General features: G+C 56.1%; 16 protein-coding genes. 5 read left to right on the forward strand and 11 right to left on the reverse strand.

Translation table 11 applies throughout. The features are described from left to right. The first annotated feature begins 117 nt into the window (after window positions 1-117). From QUE75_RS10585 to QUE75_RS10595, 3 genes are all read left to right on the forward strand, one after another. On the forward strand, window positions 118-2337 hold the full coding sequence (locus QUE75_RS10585) for a TonB-dependent receptor plug domain-containing protein (protein ID WP_286249926.1): 2220 nt from the start codon (window positions 118-120) through the stop codon (window positions 2335-2337). Window positions 2338-2468: 131 nt separating this feature from the next. Beyond that, complete coding sequence (locus QUE75_RS10590; RefSeq protein WP_286249928.1) at window positions 2469-3368, forward strand: ABC transporter substrate-binding protein; 900 nt, start codon at window positions 2469-2471, stop codon at window positions 3366-3368. After that, window positions 3365-5296 carry a HAMP domain-containing hybrid sensor histidine kinase/response regulator gene (locus QUE75_RS10595; RefSeq protein WP_106695824.1) on the forward strand — a complete coding sequence of 644 codons (1932 nt, stop codon included), beginning with the start codon at window positions 3365-3367 and terminating at the stop codon, window positions 5294-5296. The genes QUE75_RS10590 and QUE75_RS10595 overlap by 4 nt, the downstream gene beginning before the upstream one ends. Window positions 5297-5309: 13 nt before the next feature. Here the strand turns inward: QUE75_RS10595 and gorA are convergent, their stop codons facing one another. The 11 genes from gorA to gspE are packed head-to-tail and all read right to left on the reverse strand — an operon-like array spanning window position 5310 to window position 15163. Further along, the gene (gene gorA, locus QUE75_RS10600; RefSeq protein ID WP_286249931.1) at window positions 5310-6671 is read right to left on the reverse strand and encodes a glutathione-disulfide reductase; all 1362 of its coding nucleotides are present in this window, start codon (window positions 6669-6671) and stop codon (window positions 5310-5312) included. 26 nt (window positions 6672-6697) lie between these two features. Then, entirely contained in the window at window positions 6698-7375 is a 678-nt protein-coding gene (locus tag QUE75_RS10605; protein WP_286249934.1) for a GNAT family N-acetyltransferase, read from the reverse strand. 48 nt (window positions 7376-7423) lie between these two features. Beyond that, window positions 7424-7957 carry a type II secretion system protein GspM gene (gene gspM / locus QUE75_RS10610; RefSeq protein ID WP_058091055.1) on the reverse strand — a complete coding sequence of 178 codons (534 nt, stop codon included), beginning with the start codon at window positions 7955-7957 and terminating at the stop codon, window positions 7424-7426. A 4-nt stretch (window positions 7958-7961) separates the two neighbouring features. Then, window positions 7962-9269: a type II secretion system protein GspL gene (gene gspL, locus QUE75_RS10615; RefSeq protein ID WP_286249938.1), complete on the reverse strand. Its 1308-nt coding sequence runs from the start codon at window positions 9267-9269 to the stop codon at window positions 7962-7964. A gap of 2 nt (window positions 9270-9271) precedes the next feature. Continuing rightward, a complete protein-coding gene (gene gspK / locus QUE75_RS10620; RefSeq protein WP_286249940.1) occupies window positions 9272-10282 on the reverse strand; it encodes a type II secretion system minor pseudopilin GspK in 1011 nt (336 codons plus the stop codon). Further along, window positions 10279-11040: a type II secretion system minor pseudopilin GspJ gene (gene gspJ, locus QUE75_RS10625; protein ID WP_286249941.1), complete on the reverse strand. Its 762-nt coding sequence runs from the start codon at window positions 11038-11040 to the stop codon at window positions 10279-10281. The genes gspK and gspJ overlap by 4 nt, the downstream gene beginning before the upstream one ends. Next, a complete protein-coding gene (gene gspI, locus QUE75_RS10630) occupies window positions 11040-11417 on the reverse strand; it encodes a type II secretion system minor pseudopilin GspI (RefSeq protein WP_061333400.1) in 378 nt (125 codons plus the stop codon). Before gspI ends, gspJ begins: the two co-directional genes overlap by 1 nt. After that, window positions 11411-11941, reverse strand: coding sequence for a type II secretion system minor pseudopilin GspH (gene gspH / locus QUE75_RS10635; protein WP_061333401.1), 531 nt, complete (start codon window positions 11939-11941; stop codon window positions 11411-11413). Before gspH ends, gspI begins: the two co-directional genes overlap by 7 nt. 6 nt (window positions 11942-11947) lie before the next feature. Continuing rightward, window positions 11948-12400, reverse strand: coding sequence for a type II secretion system major pseudopilin GspG (gspG, locus tag QUE75_RS10640; RefSeq protein ID WP_286249947.1), 453 nt, complete (start codon window positions 12398-12400; stop codon window positions 11948-11950). Window positions 12401-12454: 54 nt separating this feature from the next. Next, window positions 12455-13669: a type II secretion system inner membrane protein GspF gene (gene gspF, locus QUE75_RS10645; RefSeq protein ID WP_058091060.1), complete on the reverse strand. Its 1215-nt coding sequence runs from the start codon at window positions 13667-13669 to the stop codon at window positions 12455-12457. Between the two features lie 3 nt (window positions 13670-13672). Beyond that, a complete protein-coding gene (gene gspE / locus QUE75_RS10650) occupies window positions 13673-15163 on the reverse strand; it encodes a type II secretion system ATPase GspE (RefSeq protein WP_230714764.1) in 1491 nt (496 codons plus the stop codon). A 237-nt stretch (window positions 15164-15400) separates the two neighbouring features. Here gspE and QUE75_RS10655 point away from each other — a divergent pair, with 237 nt between their 5' ends. Together QUE75_RS10655 and QUE75_RS10660 are read left to right on the forward strand one after the other, a co-directional pair. Further along, a complete protein-coding gene (locus QUE75_RS10655) occupies window positions 15401-16066 on the forward strand; it encodes a type II secretion system protein N (RefSeq protein ID WP_106695830.1) in 666 nt (221 codons plus the stop codon). A gap of 8 nt (window positions 16067-16074) precedes the next feature. Continuing rightward, a complete protein-coding gene (locus tag QUE75_RS10660; RefSeq protein ID WP_106695831.1) occupies window positions 16075-16734 on the forward strand; it encodes a transglutaminase-like cysteine peptidase in 660 nt (219 codons plus the stop codon). Window positions 16735-16762: the final 28 nt, after the last annotated feature.

The raw sequence follows: 16762 nt of genomic DNA on the forward strand, positions 1-16762 counted from the left end.
GTCACTCCGGATCTGTAAAATCTGTAATCTTTATAGAGACAAATCAATCGTTCTCCCCTAGGATTCAGGGAGAATCACAATAAATCAGTCCGCTCGGCAAATTATAGAACGACACCCATGCGCATTACGAATTACCTGTCAGAAAATCGCGCTAACCGACTCCGCATGCGCAGAACCTTCGGCCATTCCCTGCTTGCCTCAGCCATTTTAGCCCTCTCGACCGGCAATGCCGGCGCGGATACCGGTTTTCCGGCGTTCAGCAATGGCTTGGTGGCTTTCGGCGATGACATTCCGGAGGTGCTGACCACCACCCGGCTGCGCCAGCCCAAAACCCGGGTTCCCGGAAGCACCACGGTGATCACCGGTGATATGATTCGGGACCTTGGCATCCAGAACCTGTACGAGGTGTTCCGCCTGGTTCCGGGCATGGTGGTCAATTTCGTTGGTAGCCACCAACCGGTTACCACTTACCATGGCACCGTGCATTATGAACAACGCCGAATGCAGGTGCTGGTAGATGGTCGTACTGCCCACAAGGCCACCCTTTCCGATATGGATTGGGAAACCATGCCAGTACCACTGGACATGATTGAACGCATTGAAGTCGCTCGGGGGCCCAACTCAGCCGCCTATGGTATCAATGCCTTCCTGGGCACCATCAACATCATCACCCGGGACCCGGCCGATACCGCCGGAGTGGAAGCACGGGTGGTTCGGGGCTCTCGGGGGCACCTACGTACTTTTGGTTCAGTGGGTAATGCCGATCCGGATCTGGATTGGCGATTAACCTATGAAAAGCGCAAGTTTGATGGCTTCGACTACCAGGTAGACGGCGGCGAACGCTTTCCATTCCATGATGGCCACGACATCAACTCCTTTACCTATGATTCCCGCGTCAAGATCAACGACCGCACGGATGTTGAGCTGCGGGGCGGCGTTGTGGATGGCATGAATTACCAGGACAAGGACAAAAGCGGCGAGCTGAACCCGTTCGAGAATCCGGATATTGATGTGCGGGACTACTACCTGCAATCCAAACTGAACGTTATTGCTTCCGAGCGCCATTTTTTCCACGTAATGGCCAGTGTCCAGAACTTTGACCGACGCCAACAGTACGTTGTTGGTTTCCCGGATAGTACCGTTCAGTGCCTCAGAGACAACACACCGCTGTATCAGTACACCTATTTCCCGGATGGCAGTCGAGAACGGCTCTGTTTTGTGGACGGAGGTGGCGCACCCGCCATTGCCCAGGTAGACGCGGATTCAGAGGATACCCGCCTGGAACTGGAGTTTCAGGATACCATTCTGCTCAGCGACGACCTGAGAATCGTCTCTGGCGCGGGATTCCGGAAAGATACCTTCCGCTCTGAAACCTATTTCAACGGCCGGGGTAACAATTACCAGTCCCGCTTCTTCGGCAACGTGGAATATACGCCGATAAACTGGCTGACACTTAACGCAGGCGGTAACTGGGAGCGCACAAGCACAACAGACGATCACTACTTCTCGCCCCGGTTGGCTGCGAATTTCACGCTCAATAGCCGGCACGCCCTCCGCTTTGTCTATTCCCAGGCGGTCAGAACCCCGGATGGTTTCGAGCAGAATCCGGACTGGGGCTACACCCTCCGCAATGTCCGCCCTGCGATTTATTCCGATCTTGAGGGCCGCAGGGTAACAACCGCGGATGCATACGAAGACCTGGGGTGGCTTACGCTCGGCAAAGACCTGAGGGAAGAACGAATCATTTCCCGGGAAGTCAGCTACTTCGGCCAGTTCCCGCTAGAGCGGGCTATGCTGTCTCTGGAAGTGCGGGGCTTCAAGGATGAAATGCGGGACATGATCAGCGGTGTTATTCAGCTCAAGGACTGGAGCATCGACAACAACGTTGCCGTGGATCAGCAAGGTTTTGAAGTGGAAGCGATGATTGAATACCCTGGCACATCCTTTCGTGCCAGCTACGGCTACCTGGATCAGGATACCTGGTACACCGGTCAGCCAATCATCAACCAGGACGGTGACCTTGATACCAGAAAACAGGACCAGGCGGTCAGTCTGCTGACCCGGCTTTCTGTGCGACATTCCGGCAGCCTGGCACTGATTCAGGACCTGCCGTGGGGGCTCAAGGCCTCATCCGCCTTCTACTGGGCAGACGAATTTGGGCGTAGTCAATTCGAGCGCATTGATGCGAGAGTTGCCAAGCGCTTCTATCAGCCGCGGTATACCGCTGAAGTGGCCTTTACCATGCAACACTATCTGAACCGGGAAGCAGAACTGAGCTCCGATAACAACATCGAAGACCACAACCAGTTCTTTGTGGAGGCAGGAGTCCGGTTCTGACACTATGCTGAAAGGATTGACTAACGGGATAGCACACCAATCGGGACGGTATGATCTCATCCAGATTTTCTGACACTAAACTGCCACGAGTCCTGCAAGGGATCAGCCGAGCCGCGATGGTGGTGGCGCTGATGCTTCTGCTTCCATGGTCCCCTTTTGTCTCCGGTCAGAACGGTGAGCCAACACTGCCGACTATCTACATTGCAGGCTCAGGCAACACATCTTTGGACCAACATGTTACCCGCCTACTACGTGAACAGATCGGAGATACGGCAGAACTGGTGTTCATCCATGATGATCAAAGCCCTCGTACATCAGGCAGCCCCGTCATCACCATTGGCCCAGCCGCATTTACCCGTATTCGTCAGATCAACAGGAACACACCGATACTGGCGTTGCTGGTAGAGCGCAAGTTTATCCAAGGGTACGTTAACCGCACTCCGGGACAGGTGTCTGCTGTCTTCTATGACGTTCCGTTATTGCGGCAGGCCCTCACTGGCAAGGCAATTCTGCCCCAATCCAAGCGCATAGCCTTGCTGGCATCCACCGATTCTGTGGAAATCTATGAAGACCTGATTGATCAGCTTGCGGAGTACAATCTCCAAGCCCGGGTGTTTGTTACGGACAGCGACGATCAACTGATCCCGACGCTGATCCGGGCCCTGAACTATGGCGACTTCCTGTTGGCGGGCTCTGACGACGCCATCTACAACCCCAGAAATATCAAGCACATCCTGCTGACAGCCTATCGGCGAAACCGGATTGTCATTGGTCCCAGCCAGGCTTATGTCAAGGCGGGCGTACTGGCCTCCGGCTATGCCCCATTTCCTGCGATGGCTGCCAAGGCTGGCGAATTGCTCCAGGCATACTTTGAAACCGGGATTCTTCCTGAACCCGCGTATCCGAACGAGTTTCGTGTTGAGCTCAACGAGCAAGTGGCCCGATCACTCAACATCCCGCTCCCGAGCCGTGAATGGATATCGCAGTATCTGGACGACCTGATGCTATCCAGCCAGGAGGATTTGGAATGAACAGGCAGAATGCATCCCTGTCCAGAAAACTTCTGTTGCTTGGGGCCTTGCCAGCCGTTGTCATGTTTGTTGCGTTAATGGCATTTTTTACCTCGGCTCGGCTGGAGGACGCGCGTACCGACCTGGCTGAAAGCAGCCAGATGCTGGCGGACAGCCTGGCCCCGGCACTCGAGTACGCTGTGGTTTCCGGCAATATTGCAGCCCTGGAGCAGACACTGAATCAGTCACTACGGCGAAGCAAAGCCGAGTGGATACGCGTAACCGATGTGGTCGGAAAAGAACTCGGCTTTGTCAGCAATAGTCTTGACAGCTCGTCACAGCGACACCATAACTTCGATATTTATTCTGCGGAAATCCTTCAGGAACCCCTGGACCTTGGAGCAGGCACTGGCTGGTTCAACCCCGGCTATGGGTTCAGTTCTGGTTCGTTGCGGGTTGGTGCAGTTGAAGTGGGCGTCGAACCGCGCGTGCTGGCCGATCGTCAGCAGAGTATTCTGTGGTCTTCTATCGCAGTTGGTGTCGCCATGCTGCTGTTCACCATCGTTCTGGTTAACCATTTCCTCAATAATATCCTGCAGCCCATTCGCAAGGTGGCAAGCCGGGTTGATCAACTGATTACCGGCGACTATGACTCCCAGCCCGTGACCACCAAGGGAAACTCCAAAGAGATTGTCGCCATACAGAAACAACTGAACGAGCTGGCGGACCATCTGGAGAAGCTCAGAACCACTCGCGACCAGACCCTCGCGGTGTCGGAAGAGGCCCGGGAAAAGGCCGAACTGGCAAGCCATGCCAAATCTGAATTCCTTGCAACCATGAGCCACGAGCTCAGAACCCCGCTCAATGGGGTACTGGGAATGGTTGAGTTAATCCAGGAGGAACCGTTAACCAAGCGACAGCGGGATTACCTGGGCACTGCCCGGCAGGCGACAGAGGACCTGCTTACCGTCATTTCCGATATTCTCGATTATGCCCGCATGGACAGCGGCACTCTGGAACTGGAACACCAGGAGTTTGATCTAAGGTCCATTCTGGCCAACTGTGCGGCTTCCTATCGCCATGCAGCAGAGCAGCAAGGCCTGGCACTGGATATCAATTTTCTGGGAGACTGGCCAGACAAACCGGTGGTGGTTGGCGACGCACCTCGAGTCCGACAGATTCTGGCAGGGCTGCTGGATAATTCGATTAAATATACCGCGAACGGGTTTGTCAGTGTTCGCGCAAGTTGGTTATCGCTTGAGAGCGGCTGCGTGCTTTTCGGCTGTTCAGTCAGTGATTCCGGAGCGGGTATTCCCAGTGACCGCCTCCACAATATTTTCCACACATTCGAGCAAGTTGACTCCGGTAACACCCGTGCCCATGACGGCGCCGGACTGGGGCTCTCTCTGGTTCAGCGGTTGGTGGAACTGATGGGTGGCCATATTCAGGTGGAATCAGATTTCGGAGAGGGCTCCTCGTTCCGTTTTGAGCTGCCATTTGAGCTGGCGGATGCCCCGGCCACGGTTCAACCGGAGTTCACGGATATCCCGAGGGAGCAGTTGGGAAAAAAATCCTGGGCCCTGGTGGTCGAGGACAATGAGGTGAACCAGAAGGTCTCCACCACGCTGCTAAACAAGCTCGGTTTTGAAACCGATACCGCGAATAACGGCCAGGAAGCGGTCGACAAGGTAAAAAACAAACACGAAGGCTACGATGTCATCCTGATGGATTGCCAGATGCCGGTGATGGACGGCTACCAGGCAACCCGAATGATTCGCGAATGGGAACAGGGGAACGGCCAATGCGGTACGCCGATCATCGCCCTGACGGCTGATGTCTCAACAGAAACCGAGGCCAGCTGCCGGGCCAGCGGCATGAATGATTACATACCCAAGCCGGTACGCCGCGAGACGCTCAGGGAAGTACTAAGCCGCTGGATTCGATTGTAAAGAACCGGCGAGCCTACGCTACCGGTTCACGCATGGTGACAAATTCTTCCGCTGAGGTCGGGTGAATACCCATGGTTGAGTCAAACTGCGCCTTGGTGGCACCGGCCTTGATAGCAACGGCCAGCCCCTGAATGATCTCGCCGGCGTCTGGCCCCACCATATGAGCGCCGAGCACCTTGTCGGTCTCATCGTCCACCACCAGTTTCATCAGGCATCTCTCGTCCCGTCCGCTCAATGTGTATTTCATCGGTCGGAACTCTGAACGGTAAATGCGCAGCCTGTACCCGGCTTCCCTGGCCTCTTCCTCAGCCAGACCAACGGTACCGATATTCGGCTGGCAGAATACAGCGGTCGGAATAGCACTGTAATCCATATCGCCCTGACCGTCACCAAACAGCCGACGAGACAGCACCATGGCCTGGGCCAGTGCCACTGGAGTGAGCTGCGGTGTGCCTATGACATCGCCAAGCGCTGTGATTGATGGTACGGATGTCTGGAAATGGTCATCCACAACGATGTGACCCGAAGCGTTGAGTTCAATACCCAGTTCTGTCAGCCCCAGACCATCAACCAGGGCTCTCCGGCCCGTTGCCGCCATCACAAGGCCCGTTTCAAGGCGTTCTCCATCAGACAACATAACCTGATAGTGGGCGCCCTGGGTCTCAATGGATTCGATGGTTGCGTTGAAACGCAAGTCGACGCCCTTTTTCCGCATTTCCTGCTCGGTGAACCGGCGCACATCGTTATCAAAGCCCCGCAGGAACAGATCCCCCCTGTACAACAGGGTGGTTTCCACCCCTAGCCCGGCCAGTATACCGGCGAACTCCACCGCAATATAACCACCACCCCAAACCACGGCATGACGGGGTAATTGCGGAAGGTAGAACATTTCGTTGGAGGTAAGGATGCAGTCTTTACCGGGAACATCCGGCACTACCGGCCAGCTTCCAGTCGCGACTGTGATGTGTTTTGCACGATAGCTCCGTTCGCCTACCGTGACGGTATTGGCATCACTGATGGTTGCCGTGCCATTGATGATCTCAACTCCGGCATTCTCGAGCAGGCGGCCATAGATGCCATTCAGGCGCTCAATCTCAGCGTTTTTGTTTGCCACCAGTGTGGGCCAGTCGAAGCTGACCTGATCCAGCGGAACTCGCCAGCCATAGCCTGCGGCATCTTCCAGTTCGTCATGAACATGGGCGCCGTACACAAACAGTTTTTTCGGAACACAGCCAACGTTAACACAGGTACCCCCAAGGTAGCGGGACTCAACCACGGCAACCTTCGCGCCCCGCTGTGCCGACATTCTAGCCAGGCGGACCCCACCGGAACCGGCACCAATTACGATCAAATCAAAGTCATGGCTGTCTGACACATTCACTCCTGATGACAAATACTGTGTTAATGCGGCGTTGCCTCGTTCCGGGCGTCACTAGCTTCAGATCCAATTTCCCGGAACAGGACATGATCTTCAAAATCACCCAGGCGTATCTTACCCAGGCTGCGGAAGCCCTCGGATTCGTAAAACGGCAGATATCGGCTGTTACCGGTATCCAGTACCAGCCCCTTGCCCCGGGGATTTTCCTCACAAAGCTTCTCGACCGCTTTGAGCAAAACCCGACCATACCCCTGATTCTGGTATTTTGGGTTGACCCCCATCAAAGGCAACTGATGAGCCTGCGGGTGCGGCAACAGGTCGCGGATTTTCTGATGGTAATCCAGGTATCGGCGAGTAGAGGCAAACCCCGCCGTCAGCACCATGCGAATTCGCCAGCTAAGCTGCTCGGCGAGGTTCATCCGGAGTTCCGGGTCGCCGATGAAGGCCACGGCAATCAGGGTATCCCCTTTCATCACACCAACGGCATCCTGATTGAGCTCAAGGTACAGGTCAATCAGCTCTCTCACCGTGGCTCTTACCCGCTGGTCATAACCGGCCCGGCGATGATCAAACAGGTATTGGAACGTTGGATCTTCCCGGTACGCATGGCAAAGAATCGACTGGGCCTCGTTGCGGGCAGTCTCATTAAGACGAACCACGACAGCATCAGAATTATTATTGTTTTCCTGCTTATCACGCATTTACTCGCGCTCCTCCGGAATGACCGGTCAGCTTGGGGCATGCCCCTTTCAGATCGTCAGTGTCAGCCGCACGGATACCCGCCCCGGCTCATTTCCCCTGTCCATGGCAGCCTGATCTACGATCACTCCATGCCGGGCGTCAAGCTGTTCCAGCCAGGCCGCTACCTCTGCGAACGGTGCGGCTTCAAGCCAGACCCGGATGGCAGACTCGCCGCTTGGCTCAAATCGCTGCAGCGAAAGCCCCGCTTCACCTGCGGAGCGGGTAACCAGGGCCATCAGAGCCCGGCCGTCCTCGGGCTTTTCAACGCCGGCCCCCGCCGATGAACCGGAACCTGCGCCACCAAGGCGACGAATGGTTGCCTGGTTTGCCTGCATCCAGGCCAGAAGTTGCTCGGCATTTTCACGACTGGCTTCCGCCTGGTTGCTGAAATCAGCCACAGGCCGCCAGATGCCAAAATAGAGAATGGCCAACAGCAAAGCAATGCCCAGCATCACCAGCGCCTGCCTGTCCCGCACCGGCAGTTGATCGTATCTCGCGATAAGCTTACCGACCGCCGGCTGGTCTTTAATTCGTGCCCACATGGCGTTAGCCTCCCGAAACCGTCAACCGGCCACGGGAGCCGGAGCTTTCATTAACCACAGACCCAATCTGCGCACGCAATCCCTGATTGGCCAGGCCGTTTCTCAGATTACTCATCCGTTCATAACTGTCGGCCCGGACGTCTACCACTAGCTCTCCCCGGTTCCGGCTGTAGTTGATGGAATTAAAGGTAACCGCCTGAGCATTCGCAACCCGGCTGTACTGATCTCCGGTGTATTTCATCAGGGTGATGAAATCCACTTCTTCCCGGCCAGCGCCGGCCACCCTCAACTGGCCCTCAATCACCCGGCGCACATTGCGCGCGTGGGTACGGCGGTCAGCGGGAAAGGCGTCACGGTAGATGGCCATGGCCTGGCTTTGCAGCTCCTCGGCCTCCTGGTTGTGATACACACCCATACCAATCTCAAGCCCCAGCTGAATCACAAACCAGACGGACGCAACCGCAATCAGTGGCTTCCAGGGCTTCAACGGGCTGCTGCCGTTCGTTTTAACGGAGAAGGCGCCCTGGCATAGATTGACCGGGTGACACATATGATGATGGTGGGACCACGCCAGCAGCTCCAGCGCCGTAAATTCCAGAGGCTTCTGCGCCAGATGTACCCGGCCATCGGCACCGCTCAGTTCCAACAATGCCGGCTGCCAGAGTTCCAGCTCGGGCTCGGTTCCATAAACAGTGACCGGTATCTCCGCGACCACTTCTTCAGTGGCTGGCGCCGCCAGGGTAACACCCAGCATGCCTAGATTGGCGGTCTGCAGTCGCAGCCACTCACCTCTATGACTTACCAACATGGCCCACTCGCCGTCGAGGCAGGCGGTCCAGCCGTTATCAGTTGTCGGCAACAGGGAGGCATCCGGGTAAATGGCATCCAGGCGCACATGCTCCCAACCTGTAAACAGCTCTAACCACTGCCCCATTTGGGATTGATCTATTGCCGCGACATGGTATCCATCCGAAGTATGACGGCCAAGCGCCAGGTGAACGCTCTCGATGTCCTGGGCAATCTGTTCTTCCACCGCGTATGGCAGCGCCTGGTGTACGAACCGGCTTTGCTTGGCCGGAATATCAGCCAGGCAAAACAGGGCTTCGTCACCCGGAATAAGGCCGATCAGCAGCACTTTTTCCAATGCATTCTGGCCGAGGGTCTGCTCAATCGCATCCCGGGTATCTGCCGCACCACTGGCCTGGGTATCGCCACTGGCATCCTGTAACAGCCAGCTGAACAGCTGTGATTCCGGGTTCTGGTCCAGGTCTGCGAAGGGCGGGACCGGCCGAACAAAAAGGCGGTAAGACATGGCTATCCTTCTGAGAATGTATATGGCTCTTTGGTGATGCGATTCTTTTGCCCGGAATCCCTGTGCACCGTCCGGACTTCACCCTCCGGACTCCTGAATACCGTGCTGACCATATTAACGACACGATTATCGTAGGTAATCCGTGAAACAACTTCAAAAAAACGGGTTTGCAAGGTCAGCCCGGTGGTTTTCAGGCCCATACCGGAAAACTCTGGCAAGGCGAGGAAATCCTGCAAATTCTCAAACCGCTCTTCTTCTCTCTTGGCCAGAACTGACTCTGCCTGAGCTTCCGTCATGTCATCGTGCAACGACATCAACACCGCGCCAGTGGCGGTATTCACGTTGATCCCGATACCACTGACCGGCAGTGTACTGACATGGGGCCTGAGCGCCACATAGATCTCCTCAGTCATCCCATCGATCAGGCGTAATTCGGTGATTGACACAAACGGCTGATTGGCCGCCCGATACGCCGGCTCCGCTATCAGGTACTGGCCATCTTCGGCGCCATAGGCACTGATCGTCTGGTCATCTGCATCAATCCAGTCAATCAGTGCGTCGACTGACACAGCGGTAATGCCGAGAGCCCGGAACAGCCGCACCAGTCTGTCGCGGGTCAAAGGGTCTACCTGGCCGTTTGGGGTAACCAGATCATTGAGATTGATGCGCCCTGCCAGGTCATCTATCTGAACCTCCGCCACACCGTTGTCGTCCAGTGGCAGGATGGCAGTATATTGAGCCCAGAATTCATCGGGGCTGTCCACCATCACGCCGTCCTCCCGGTCCTGCTCAAAATCGCGTACCAGAATCCGGCGGGCGAACTCTTCGGCGCCCAGTGCAATGCTGTGCCCCTGCTGCTGCGCCAGGTAATGCCCGGCCTTGAACACCTGAACACTTTGTTGCCTGCTCATGCCTGTGGCCAGCATCACCACCAGCGCCATGGCCAGCAGCACCATGATCAGCGCTACGCCCTGCTGTCCGGACGGCTTACTCCTGACAGGTTGCCGCTTCATGTGCCGGCCCCTTGCTGGGTATCCTGAACTTCCTGAGATTCTTCTTCATCGGTATCCGAGTTGCCAGTTGCCTCCTGCTGCTGGTTAACCACGGCCTGTGCCTGGGCAAGGTCAAAGTCAGCCAGGGCAAAGGTTCTGACCAGTTCTCCGAACAGTTCATGCTCCAGAGTAATTTCAATGCCCCTCGGCATGGGCAGCACCGGCCTGGCACCGGGAGACAGGCTGGCGAGGTCCTGATCTGACGGCCAGTCATCCTGCCAGTTCAGTTGACTGTTCAGAAAGCGAATTTCAAGAGACACCACGTTGTCCAGTAACAGCAGATCCTGGCTATTGTCTTCCTGTCCCTGGTCAACCGTCGGCCAATAGCGGCGCCGGAGCTCGGTCCCGGTGTATTCCCAGGCAACCCGTTGCAGCCCACTACGCCTCAGGCCGAGGGGGTTTCGCCAGCCCTGGCGGGTTAATACCAGTTCAAAGGCGTCCTCACGACTGCTGATTGCAGGCCGGAAGTCGCCGTAGACGTCCCGAATCGGCCGGTTAACCAATTGGTTCAGGTCCCGCTCCAGCAATAACATGGTTTTCTGGAGGTTTTCGAACTCACCAGACACGTCGTTCACCCGGTCCCGCGCAGTCACCACGCCATTGATCACCTGCCAGACTCCGAGACCGATAACAGCGGTGATGGTCACCGCAATCAACACTTCCATCAGGGTAAAACCGGAACTGGTATGAAGACCTGAATAGCCTGAACGGGAGCGCATCACTTCTCCCCAAGAAATGCTGACAGGGTGTGCACAGGAACCGGATCGCCCCCACTGTCAGTGTAGCGGGCAACGGTTACTTCCACCCGGCGCATGCTCGGCTCGGCGGTACCTTGAACAACCGTGGTGACCCGCCACCGGTACTGGCCGAAATCCCGATCATCGGAGTTTTCGGAAATGCCCGGCAACGCCTCTTGCAAACGGAGTTCGTTGATCCGGTTATCTGCCACCCAGCCGGCCAGGGTTTTATCGCGAACCCGTTCGTAGCTTGAAATGTATTGACTGCCTACCTCCGCCGCTGCAGTGGCTATCAAACCGAACACCAGCAAGGCAATCAGCACTTCAAGCAGAGTGAAACCTCCGGCGCGGTTTACCATGCCTCATCCTCACTGCCCGGTTTGCGCCACTGGAGCGGGGATACACCGTCGGACTCGATCACGTGCATGTCGTCGGTGTTGCTGCCGATGGTGAACTCAAGAATAAAGGGTGTGGTTTCGCCACTGGAGAAAAACACCACGTCCGGGCGCAGACGATCTTCTGCCGAGGTCAGGCGGGGCGCGTCGTTTTCAATGTAATCAGTGAGGGTTAGCCATTCAGGCAAGGGCCTGGCACGGAACAGCCGCTCCCCGGACATCTTCCATTCACCGGTATCATCCTGATACGACACGAATCGATAGTTGTCGTCCTCGATTAACAGCCCAAGCTCCAGATTGTTCAGGATTGCCTGTTCCGATGCGGTTTGCATCAGCAGGAACAGATCCTGAACGGTATTCTCCAACTCACGCTTCTGGGAACTTCCGGCCATGTTGAACACCGCCAACGCGGCCAGAAGCCCGACAATAATCAGGACAACCAGAATTTCAATCAGCGTAAAACCGATTTGGTTCGCCCTGCGTTTCACAATCGATCAGTTCCCGGTTTTCCAGACGCTGATATCGGCAGCATCGCCTTCACCACCTTCCTGACCGTCAGAGCCGAAGGAGTAAAGATCGTAGGGCCCCTCCGTTCCGGGGCTCACGTACTGATACTCGTTACCCCAGGGATCTTCCGGGACGCTTTTCAGGTAGCCGTCTGCGTTCCAGTTACGGGGTTCCGGTGATCCGCTGGGCCGGCGCACCAACGCTTCCAGACCTTGCTGGGTAGACGGGTAATGGCTGTTATCCAGGCGATAGAGGTCCAGGGCGTTAGCGATATTGCTGAGCTGGGTTTCGGCTACCGTCACCTTCGCCTGGTCGCTACGGCCCATGATGTTGGGTGCCACAATCGCTACCAACAAGCCAAGAATGACCATCACCACCATGATTTCAATCAGCGTGAAGCCTTTGCTACGGGACGGGTTCGGGTTCTGTTTCATACTCATTGTTCCACTCATCATTGACCTGGGTCTTAGGTTAATCCGTTTTCATGGCAGGCGTTAGCCCACCAGATTGCTCATGTTCAAAATGGGCAGCATGATCGCCAGTACGATGATCAGCACCACAACACCCATCACCAGCAGCATCAACGGCTCAAACAGGCCGACAATGGCTGCAATCTTCGACTGCAAGGTGTTTTCCTGCATCCGGGCAGTGCGCTCCAACATGCCGTCCAGCTCACCACTGGCCTCGCCACTGGCAATCATGTGCAACATCATTGGCGGAAAGTAGCCAGTCTGATCCAGCGACCGATGCAACGAACCGCCCTCACTGACTTTACGTGCTGCATCTTTCAGCTCTTTACGCAGGTAGTCGTTTGACAGTACCTCACCGGCGATTTTCATGGCCTCCACCAGCGGCACACCACTGGTGGTCAGGATGCTCAGGGTGCTTGCATAGCGGGCGGTATTCACACCCCGAACCATGCCCGAGAACAACGGAAGATGTAACAACTGTTTGTGGAATTTCATCCGGAACCCGGGTTTGTTCAGGGCAACCCGAAAACCAACCAGTGCCAACATCAACAGGATAAAGAGATAGACACCATAAGTGCCGAGAAATTCCGACACCGATAACATGGCCATGGTCAGCCCGGGCAAGTCCTGTCCTTGCCGGACAAACACCTCGATGATATCCGGCACCACGTAGGTCAGCAGGAAGACCACGATGGCGATAGCAACCACACTGAGAATGATCGGGTAGATCGCGGCCAGCTGGATTTTCTGCCGGGCTTCCTGGCGGTTTTCGGTGTAGTCCGCCAGCCGGTTCAGTACCAGGTCCAGGTGGCCGGCGTGTTCACCGGCAGCGACGGTGGATCGATAAAGCCGGGGAAATGCTCTTGGAAACTCACCAAAACTGTCCGCCAGCGTGTAGCCTTCCATCACTTTGGCCCGAATCGCAATTAACATGCTACGGATGCGGGGCTTGGTGGATTGCTGGGCGGCTGCGCTGAGTGCCTGTTCGATGGGGATGCCTGACTGAATCAGGGTGGCCAGTTGGCGGGTTACCAGGGCAAGGTCCGCGGCACTCAGGGAACCTCGATTACTGAACGGGTTGGTTCGGGCCTGTTGTTTGTCAACGGCCGGTTCAACGGTCAGCGGGGTTAACCCTCTCTCCCGCAACTGCTGGCGCACGGCACGAGCAGCGTCTGCCTCCAGTACACCCTGCTTTTGCTTTCCCCGTTGGTCCAGCGCTTTGTAAACGTAGGCTGGCATGGATTACTGGCTCCGGTGGGTAACGCGCAGAACTTCTTCCACGGTGGTCGTGCCTTCCAGGATCTTTTTGACCCCGTCCGCATGAATGCTCGGGCTACGAAGGCGAGCGGCTTTCTCCAGGTCCATCTCCCCTGCCCGTTTGTGAATCAGGGTGCTGATTTCTTCGGTAATTTCCACCACCTCATAGATACCAATACGCCCACGGTATCCCAGCTGGTTACAGTGTTCACAGCCCTTAGCCCGATAGATGGTGGGCGGATTAGCCGGGTCCTGCTGCAGGAATTCGCAATGTTCTTCAGTCGGCGTGTAGGGTTCGCGACAATGGGTACACAACACCCGTACCAGACGCTGGGCAACAATACCCACCAGGCTTGAGGAGATCAGGAAGGGCTCAATGCCCATATCCATCAAGCGGGTAATGGCACCCACCGCAGTATTGGTATGCAGGGTTGAGAGCACAAGGTGACCGGTCAAACTGGCCTGAACGGCAATCTCCGCCGTTTCCAGATCCCGGATCTCACCAATCATGACCACATCCGGGTCCTGGCGCAGGATAGCCCGAAGCCCCCGGGCGAAGGTCATATCCACCTTGGTGTTGACCTGGGTCTGGCCGATACCGGGCAGGTTGTATTCGATGGGGTCTTCGACGGTCAGAATATTGCGGCTGCGATCGTTGATCTCCTGCAATGACGCGTACAGGGTGGTCGACTTACCGGAACCGGTCGGGCCGGTTACCAGCAAAATACCATAAGGCCGGTAGATGAGTTTGCGCAAAATCTTAAGGTCATTTCCCGCCATGCCCAGGGATTCCAGCCGAATGGTACCCGCCTGTTTATCCAGCAAGCGCAGCACAACCCGCTCACCACTGGACGACGGCATGGTGGACACCCGGATATCCACTTCCCGGCCAGCAACCCGGAGCGCAATACGGCCATCCTGGGGCACCCGCTTTTCAGCGATATCCAGTTTTGCCATGACCTTGATGCGGGAAACCAGCAAAGGCGCCAGGGCCCTTTTGGGCTGAACCACCTCACGTAGCACGCCATCCACCCGGAAGCGCACCACCAGGTGTTTTTCATAGGTTTCGATATGAACGTCCGAAGCGTTGGTTTTCACTGCCTCGGTAAGAATGGCATTGATCAGGCGAATGATCGGGGCGTCGTCTTCCTGCTCCAGAAGATCTTCGGTCTCCGGCACAGAATCCGCCAGCGACGCCAGGTCCATGTCATCGCCAATACCCTCCACCATCTGCATGGCTTCGGCTGAATCATTCTGATAAGCAGCGTTCAGGGCCTGGTCAAAACGGTTTGCTTCAATTGTGGTAAAGCGGGCCCGACCACCACTGATCCGGTTTGCTTCAGCAAGTGCAGAGTGGGACGCACCCGGTCGCACCAGGATAATCGCTTCACCGTCTTCATTGCGGGTAAGAATGACACCGTTGCGCTTGGCAAAGGTGAACGGAAGACGGCCCAGCGGCGCATCCTGCGGCTGCATTTCAGTTTCGGTGGTCAAGGTCTTCCTCGTTGTTTCCGTCAGATCATTCATTATTCTTCTGGGACTTTCCGGCGCCGGAAAAATCCTTTAATTCTTTAGCCATACAAAGGCACTAAAAAAGGCTACCACAGGAATGGGAACCACTGAACAACTCTATACACTATACTGCCACTAATTCATTTCAGTCTGATAACCTGTGAGCTTTTTACGCCTACGATCATTCATTCAGGAAACCCGATGCTCGCTCTTGATCAAAGGATACCATTGTTACTTGCGGTGACTGCGGTTGTGGCCATGCTAGGGCTGACCACTTGGCAGGCATACCAGTTCTGGCAAAACGAGTCGCAGCGTACCCTGCCCCAGGTGCAGGTAGCAGGCAATGGAACGGACACAACAAGACAGAACGTGCCAGAGGTACAGCTGGCAAACCTGACCCTGTTCGGTGCAGCGACGGACACCGGTGGCGCTGTGGAGGTGGATACCGAAAATCTGCCAGAAACCAACCTCAGGCTTTCGCTGCGCGGTGTGTTGGCTGCTGACGGCGAGTTCCCGGGCAGCGCGCTGATTGAAGATGACAAGGGCAAGACCGAAGCTTACCTGGTGGGCAACGAGCTTCCCGGCAACGCCAAGCTACGCACCGTGTTCCCTAACCGGGTCATTATCGAGCGCGCCGGCAAACTCGAAAACCTCTATTTTCCGGAGCTTGATGATCGCTCAGGCGTTTCTCTGGCCAGCAGCAATGCAGAAGCACTCGACCAGGAGATACAGCAACGGCAAACACCGCAGCCTGCACAACGTGCATCATCCAGCGGCACGGCCACGCCAGCGGGCGAACAACAACGCAGAGAGGAGATCAGACAGCGACTGGAGCAGTTACGCCAACGGCTACAGAACAGTAATTGAGGCCTGATATGGCAACGGCAACCTGGTCTGCACGTCGCCATTCCATCCTCATCCCCCTGGTATTTGCTTTTTCCCTGGCGGGCGCCATTGAACTCAGTGACCGGCTGATGACCTACGTGCTGAGTGAATTCGGCCAGGAAGCCCATCAAAGGCTGCAAGACTGGCAGCGGCTGCATCAATTGGCCCGTAATGCCCCGATCGACCGACAGCTTCGCCTGGTCAATTCGTTCTTCAATCGGATCCCTTTCGTCAGTGACATCCAGCATTGGGGTGAAGAAGACTACTGGGCCACGCCCGTAGAATTGCTGACCACAAATGGTGGAGATTGCGAAGACTTCTCCATTGCCAAGTACCTGACACTCAGAGCCATGGGCGTTCCCGACGAAGAGCTGCGTATTGTCTATGTCAAAGCCCTGGAGCTGAACCAGGCCCACATGGTTCTGGCCTGGTACAAGACCCCGGACGCCGATCCGTTGATCCTCGACAACCTGATAAACGACATTAAACCTGCCTCTCAAAGAACTGATCTAGAACCCGTTTATAGCTTTAACGGTGAAGGCCTCTGGCTCAACCGTTCCACCGGGGAGCGGTCGAGGATTGGCGATGCTCAGAGGCTTGAGCACTGGCAGGACCTGAACAGACGGTTGACCGAGTCTCTGCGACATTGATGTTGCACCTGGCGCCAAATGACAAAGC

Source organism: Marinobacter shengliensis (genome assembly GCF_030297115.1).
In the GTDB taxonomy this organism is placed as follows: domain Bacteria; phylum Pseudomonadota; class Gammaproteobacteria; order Pseudomonadales; family Oleiphilaceae; genus Marinobacter; species Marinobacter shengliensis.

What these genes read in the sequence shown, in the direction of transcription:
- QUE75_RS10585 (WP_286249926.1), top strand. Translation starts at nt 118, where the DNA reads ATGCGCATTACGAATTACCTGTCAGAAAATCGCGCTAACCGACTCCGC.
- QUE75_RS10590 (WP_286249928.1), top strand. Translation starts at nt 2,469, where the DNA reads ATGCTTCTGCTTCCATGGTCCCCTTTTGTCTCCGGTCAGAACGGTGAG.
- QUE75_RS10595 (WP_106695824.1), top strand. Translation starts at nt 3,365, where the DNA reads ATGAACAGGCAGAATGCATCCCTGTCCAGAAAACTTCTGTTGCTTGGG.
- QUE75_RS10605 (WP_286249934.1), bottom strand. Translation starts at nt 7,375, where the DNA reads ATGCGTGATAAGCAGGAAAACAATAATAATTCTGATGCTGTCGTGGTT.
- gspM (WP_058091055.1), bottom strand. Translation starts at nt 7,957, where the DNA reads ATGTGGGCACGAATTAAAGACCAGCCGGCGGTCGGTAAGCTTATCGCG.
- gspL (WP_286249938.1), bottom strand. Translation starts at nt 9,269, where the DNA reads ATGTCTTACCGCCTTTTTGTTCGGCCGGTCCCGCCCTTCGCAGACCTG.
- gspK (WP_286249940.1), bottom strand. Translation starts at nt 10,282, where the DNA reads ATGAAGCGGCAACCTGTCAGGAGTAAGCCGTCCGGACAGCAGGGCGTA.
- gspJ (WP_286249941.1), bottom strand. Translation starts at nt 11,040, where the DNA reads ATGCGCTCCCGTTCAGGCTATTCAGGTCTTCATACCAGTTCCGGTTTT.
- gspI (WP_061333400.1), bottom strand. Translation starts at nt 11,417, where the DNA reads ATGGTAAACCGCGCCGGAGGTTTCACTCTGCTTGAAGTGCTGATTGCC.
- gspG (WP_286249947.1), bottom strand. Translation starts at nt 12,400, where the DNA reads ATGAGTATGAAACAGAACCCGAACCCGTCCCGTAGCAAAGGCTTCACG.
- gspF (WP_058091060.1), bottom strand. Translation starts at nt 13,669, where the DNA reads ATGCCAGCCTACGTTTACAAAGCGCTGGACCAACGGGGAAAGCAAAAG.
- gspE (WP_230714764.1), bottom strand. Translation starts at nt 15,163, where the DNA reads ATGCAGCCGCAGGATGCGCCGCTGGGCCGTCTTCCGTTCACCTTTGCC.
- QUE75_RS10655 (WP_106695830.1), top strand. Translation starts at nt 15,401, where the DNA reads ATGCTCGCTCTTGATCAAAGGATACCATTGTTACTTGCGGTGACTGCG.
- QUE75_RS10660 (WP_106695831.1), top strand. Translation starts at nt 16,075, where the DNA reads ATGGCAACGGCAACCTGGTCTGCACGTCGCCATTCCATCCTCATCCCC.